The sequence below is a fragment of the Paraburkholderia sp. Ac-20347 genome (assembly GCF_017104805.1).
Taxonomy (GTDB): domain Bacteria; phylum Pseudomonadota; class Gammaproteobacteria; order Burkholderiales; family Burkholderiaceae; genus Paraburkholderia; species Paraburkholderia tropica.
On the sequence record NZ_JAAGPN010000359.1, the window covers coordinates 1 to 6,351 of the forward strand.

At 67.0% G+C, this 6,351-nt stretch carries 3 protein-coding genes; all 3 read right to left on the reverse strand.

Annotated elements, in window-relative coordinates; translation table 11 throughout:
- On the reverse strand, positions 1 to 580 hold a 580-nt coding region (locus G3N97_RS35240), incomplete at its 3' end, for a DUF2300 domain-containing protein (protein WP_241031032.1).
- Between the two features lie 182 nt (positions 581 to 762).
- A complete protein-coding gene (locus tag G3N97_RS35245; RefSeq protein ID WP_241031031.1) occupies positions 763 to 5,559 on the reverse strand; it encodes an alpha-2-macroglobulin in 4,797 nt (1,598 codons plus the stop codon).
- A gap of 8 nt (positions 5,560 to 5,567) precedes the next feature.
- The gene (locus G3N97_RS35250) at positions 5,568 to 6,263 is read right to left on the reverse strand and encodes a DUF1175 family protein (RefSeq protein ID WP_205997456.1); all 696 of its coding nucleotides are present in this window, start codon (positions 6,261 to 6,263) and stop codon (positions 5,568 to 5,570) included.
- Positions 6,264 to 6,351: the final 88 nt, after the last annotated feature.

The following is a 6,351-nucleotide window of genomic DNA, read 5'->3' on the forward strand; positions in this document are numbered from 1 at the left end:
TTTCGTAGCCGCCCGGATTCGCCGGATCGGGCATCGTCCAGGTTTTCGCGCGCAGCAGGCTGCCGTAGAGCGAGACCGTGCCTTCGCCGCGTCCGCTCGTCACCACCGAGACGAGCGTGCTCGCCGTGTCGTCGCGCGCTCGCGCGGGCACGGCCTGGAGCGCGGCGAGCAGTTCGCTGACGCGCACGCGGCGTTCGGGCCGCAGCGCGTAAAGATCGAGCAGCCACGCGGGCGCCTTGCGCGCGCGCCAGTACTGGCGCCAGCCCGCCGGATCGAGTTCGAGACGATGCGGCTCGAAGAACAGTCCGCACGATTGCACGAGCGCGCGATCGCGGTCGATGTGGCCGCCGGTCATGCAGCAGTAGACTTCTTCGCGGTCATGGCCGTCGCACTGGTAATCGGGCGCGGCGATCTGGCGGTCGACGAGATAGGCGTAGACGAACAGTTTCCAGACGCTGCCGAGCGGCGTTTCGAGCGTGGCCGGCAGCGGTTCGCCAGAGCCTTGCGCGGCGGTGTCGCTGGCGGGATCGAGCGTCCACAGGCGCGTGCCTGTGCCGTCGCGCTGCCATGCGAAACGCAGCGCCGATGCGCGTGTGCTCGCCGTCGTGCTCGCCGTCGTTGTCGACTTCGCATCGCTTGCCTTGCTCTCGGCGTTCGATGCATTCGCAACGTTCGCAGCCAGCGCCGCTTGCGGCGCACAGGCCGCAAGCGTGAGCGCGACTGCCGCGCTCCAGCCGACGATACGCGCTTTCACCTGACGCCTCACTCGACGCGCAGCGTGACCATACGGTCGCTGCGGCCGCCTTCGTACGCCTTCTGTTCGGGCTGATACATGCGGAAGTAGCGCGCGGGCGGCAGCGTGAACGTGCCCGGCAACGCGAAGCGCACGAGCTGACGCAGCGCGACCGGCTTGTCGAGCAACGGCACCGGCTGGTGATAACTGAGATCGCCCATTTCGTAGCTCGCCGCGCGTGCGAACGGCTGCGGACCGCTGCCGCCCTCGCCCGGACCCGGCAGACCGTCGATGCTCACACCCCAGCTCGTCGCTTCCACCGAACCGCCCGGCGGCAGCGGCACGTCGAGCAGACCGTAATTCAGCGCGCCGTTGCCTTGCGGCGTGAGCGTGACTTCGTCGACGTAGAGCGCGTTGCTGTCGATCGCGTCGCCGGATTTCACGCGATGCGCGGCGAACGTGAAGTGACCTGCTTCTTTCTCAGCGTCGCTCGTCGGCTTGATCGGATCGAGTCGATACAGCGTGCGTTCGAGCTTCACCGGCAAGCGGCTCGCCTGCGCCGCGCGGCTGCGATACGAAACCAGCGCCGTCGCGTCCGGCCGCGCGCCGCCGACATCGAGCGAAACCGGCAGCGCCGCGCCCGTCCAGTTCCAGACGCTCGCGCCCGTCGGCGTGGTCGCGCGGGTCCAGTCGCTGCCTTGCAGCGTCGGCAACGGCTGCTGCGTGTCGCCGACGCGCGAGCCGGCCATCGCCTTGCGCAGCCACAGCAGCGTGAGCGCGCGATCGACGGTCGGATAGTTCGCGCTGCTGCGCTGAAGTACGGCGTTCGCGTCGACCGGCGTGCCCGCGTCGCCGGCCATCGCCAGCAGACTCTGGATCAGCGGCGTCGGGTTGTCCATCAACGAGGCGCGGGCGCGCGCGGCGAGCGTGTCGAAACCTTCGGGCAAGCTCGCGTTGGTGACGCGTGCCGTGTAAGCCGTCAAAACCACGGCCGCCTGCAGGCCGCGCGCCGAATCGGGCGCGGCGAACACGAGACTGTCTTCGGGCGCATAGGCGACGCTCGCCGATTGTTTGGCATCCTGATCGAACATCGACGAGGTCTGTTGCGCAAGCTGACCCGCCACGCCCGCGACCGGCGTCGCGACCGGCTGGCCCATCTGCTGCAACAGCCAGAGCGCGAGCGCGCGATGCAGCAGCGGCTCCTTCGCGCCGTTGTCGCGATAGACGTCGAGCGCGTGCTGCCAGTTGCTGTCCGGCAGCGTGATGCCGACACTGCGGCTTGCGAGCCAATCCGCGTAATACGCATACGCCGTGATGAACGCGCTGCCGCCCGTAGTATCGCCCCACCAGCCGAACGCGCCGTTGATGCCCGCGAGTTGCGCGAGACGCTGACGTTGATTGCGCAGACGCGCTTCGATGCCCTGCGTGGCGCTCTGCGGACTCGCCGCATCGGCGTCGCGACCGAGCGCATCGTGTGCAAGCGCGAGCGGAATCAGGCGACTCGACGTTTGTTCGGCGCAACCGTACGGATAGTCGATGAGGTCGTCGGCGACGCGCGCGAACTGGCTCGTGCCGTTCGAGACGAGACGCACGCGCACGTCCTGCGCGTCCGGCGCGAGCGCGAGCGGTTTCGGATTCGTGTCGAGCGTGACCGGCACCTCGCGCAGATCGAGCCAACCCGGCGCACCGAGCTTCACCGAGGTCTGCAGGCGATCGACCGGCTTGCCGTTCACGCTCAGGCTCGCATCGACGAGACCCGGCGTGAGCGTCGTGCGCGGCAGCGCCAGATAGTTCGCGCCAGGCTTGAGCGTGACCTTGCGATCGAGCGCGAGACCCGCGCCGTTCACGGTCCATTGCGCGTCGACGTCGGCGTTGCCCTGATTGAACGCGAGCATGTCGATCACCGGCTGATCGCCGCTGCGGAAACTCGCGGGGCCGCTCCACTTCAGATAGAGCGCCTTGTCCGAGCGCACGTACGCGGTGCGCTGTCCCACGGTGCCGTCGGCGGCAATCGCGCGCACGGTGATGCGCCAGCGCGCGAGCGCGTCGGGCATCTTGAACGTCATGCGTGCGTGACCGTTCGCATCGGTTTGCAGATCGCCCTGCCACGCGGCCGTGTCGATGTCGTCGCGACGCGGGCGTTCGAGCACCTTCACGCCGCGCTCGTTGTACTGACCGCGCTGCGGACCGCCAGGCGCGCCGCGCATCGCCGACACCGCGAGGTCGTAGGTGATGAACGAGAGACTCGAGGTCGTGCGCACGTTGTTGCGGCGCGGATGATAGAAGAAGTCGACAATATCCGGCGCGATTTCCGGCTGCAGCACGTAGACCATTTCGTCGACCACGCTCACGGTCAGATGCGCGGGCAGCGGCTTGCCGCCCAGCGTGCTGCCGAGATCGAGCGTGACGGTTTCGCCCGGCGCGTAGACCGGTTTGTCGCTCTTCACCGCGAGGTCGATCGACGGCTTGGCAACCACGATGCCTGCGTTCTGGAACACGTATTCGCCGTCGTGCACGTAGAGCACCGAGAACGTCATGTTCGGCGCGAACTCGGGACCGACCTTGATGCGCGCCTTCCATTGCGTCGGCGCGACGCGCGTGAGGCTCAGCCAATCCGCGCCGGCCGAAAGCAGCGCGCGCGCTTCGACGCTGTCACGTTCGAGCGTGAGCAATGCGTCGTCGACGGCGTACGGGAACGTGATGAGCGCCTCGGCCGTATCGCCGATGCGATAGCGGTCGCGATCGAACACGATCTCGACGCTGCCCGGAATCGCCTTGAGGCCATCGCCCGCGACCCAATGGCTCGACGCCGCGAGCAGATTGCCGGCGTCGTCCTTCACGGAGAGCATGTACGAACCAGGCTCGGCGAATTCGAGCGGGAAGCTCACGCGGCCATCGGCGCCCGCGGCGGGCAGCGAGCCTTGCGCTTTGGTCTGCGATTCGAGGCGCAGCCATTCCCACTTCGCGGGCTTGTGCGCGGTGGCGTTGGCATTCGCGTTCGTCGCGGTCGTGCTTGTGCTGGAATTCGCGAGCGCCGCAAGCGTGAACGTCACCCGCTCGTGCGGCTGCGAAAACGACTTCGCCGTGGTCAGGCGATAAGGCGTCGCGCCGCGCGCGATCAGCACTTCGCGCGTCACGCGCACGCGATACGCGGCGCCGTCCTGCGCGAACAGCGTGAGCGCGTAACGGCTCGGGTCTTTCGCAGCGGGCAGCGTGAGCGTGACGTCGCCATTGCTGTCGGTTTCCAGTTCCTGCTGTTCGAGCTTCACCGGAAAGAGACCGGCGTAACGCAATTCGCCATCGACGATCGCGACTTTCTGCGCGCGCAGCGTCACCGACACCTTGCCGTTCTTCACCGGCTTGCCATCCGGATAGCGCAGCGAAATCTTGCCCTTGGGCGTGTCGCCGGTCGCGTAGTCCGGCTTGTCCATCGTGAGGTTGACGTCGAAGTGCGGCTTCACGTATTCAGCCACGCGGAACGCGCCGCCATAGCTGTCGCCGTTGTAGTCGAAGCGCAGCGTGTAGCCGCCGCCTTGCGCCGTGGACGGCAGCGTGAACGTGGCCTCGCCGCCCGTTTCCGAGGCGAAGTCGACGTTGCGCGTGGCAATCGGCGCGCCGTTCGGATCGAGCACGTCGAGCTTGAGTTGCGCGGGCGCGGCGGGCGTCGACTGATTCGCGCTCTGGAACGTGCGGCCGATGAACTTCACATGCACCGCGTCGCCGGGGCGATAAAGCGGACGGTCGGTGACCGCGTAGATCTTGGTGTTGTAGATCTCGCTGTCGTAATAGAAGTTTTCCGATACGAACACGCCGCCTTGCGGATCGCTGCCGATCACATAGCTGCGCTCCGGCGAAACGTGCTGGAGCACGAGCGCGCCGTCCGCGCCCGTTGCGCCGCTTTGCAGCACGCCCACGCCGTCGGTCCAGCTCACATCGGTATTGGCCACGGGCTTGCCGTTGTCGCGGCGCGCGGTCCACACCAGCATGCCGCTCGACGCGGCCTTCACGACGGCCACCGTATCGGACACGAACAGCAGCGTATGCGCGCGGTAATTGCCGATGATCGCCTCGACGAGATAAAGGCCCGGCGGCAGCTTGCCGACCGGAATCATCACGTTGCCCGACGACGCCTCGATAAAATTGCTGCTGCTCCCCGCGAGATTCACGCCCTTCGGCGGCTGAATGGTCTTCGCGTTCCAGATCGGATAGCGGAAGCGCGCGACGAGATCGTAGCCGCGCAGCGGCGCGAAATGCGACTGCGGTTCGAAATGCGTCGGTGCGCCGGTCTGATCGCCGAGCTTGAATTCGGGCTTCGCTTCGGTCACCTTCGTGCGCGTCGCGAACGACAACACACGTTGCCATGCACGGCGCGCGTCGCTGACCCAGCGATCCCACAGATACGCGAGCGTGTTCGCGAGACCTTCGCCCTGGTAATTCGGCTTGATATTCAGGCGATGCAGATTCTTCTGCGCCTTGAGGAATTCGAGCGGCTTCGGCACCTTGTAGACGACGACGTCCGCGCCGCCATACGCTTCGAGTTCCGACTGGAATTCGCGGCCCGGCGCTTCCAGACGCACCTGCGCCTCCTGATTGCTGCCGTAGCTCGCATCGGACAGCAGGAAGAACGGCTGGCCGCGCACGACCTGGCTGTCGTAGCCGCTGGACGTCGGTGCGCCGAGCGTAGGATTCGCATCGATATTCTGCTGCGCGGCGTTCGCGCCATCGCTGTCGTCGGCCCAGGCGGGCATCGCGCTCATGCCGACACACACGGCGAGCAATACGGAAAAAACAGAGCGTGCGAACACGCGGGCGAGCAGACGTTGCATGGCGGCACTCATGGCGTCAGAAACGCGAAACGAAACACACCGACGAAATTCGGATTGCCGTCGAACGGCTGCCAGCGGGAATCTTTCCATTGCATCAGGTCGGAAACGGCCACGGCGCGCAGACCGCTGTCGGTCGGCGTAACGGTGCCCGTGTGATAAGCGATGTAGCGGTCGAGCCAGATCATCAGATGCTGGTCGTCGCCTTGATCGAAGAACAGCAGATCGCCCGGCAGCGCCTGATTGACGTCGCGCGAAACGAAGCGGCTGTTGCGTTGCACGAGCGCGATGGCCGATGCGTACGCGCCGACGCTGCCGTCGATGCGCGTCCAGCGGTTCGCGAGCGCGCGTTGCTGCGCGTTCAATTGCAGTTCGGGCGGCAAGCGGCTCGCGTCGGCGGCGCTGTTCATGCCGTTGGCCTTGAGCCAGCGCGCGTCGTGTTCGCGCAGCGCTTCCATGGCAGCAAAGCGCACGAGTCCCGCGCAATCGCGTTGCGTCCAGCGCGGCGTGGGGCCGCTGCGCATCTGCTGATCGACGATGCGCACGAACCACGCGCGAAACACCGCCGACTGCTCGGGCGTGAGCGCGTCGGGATCGGGCGCGGCCTGAGTCGGCATGAGTGCGTGCGCGGACTGCGCGAGCGCGGCGGCAAGCAGCGTCGCGCTCGCAGCCGCCCAGCGCACGAGGAACTCGCGGCGGCTCGTCATTCGCCGCTCGTGCCGGGTTGCGCCGGTTGATCGGCGGCGTTGTCGGCGCCTTCGTCTGCGCTACTTCCGGCATCGCTTTGCGCGGCGC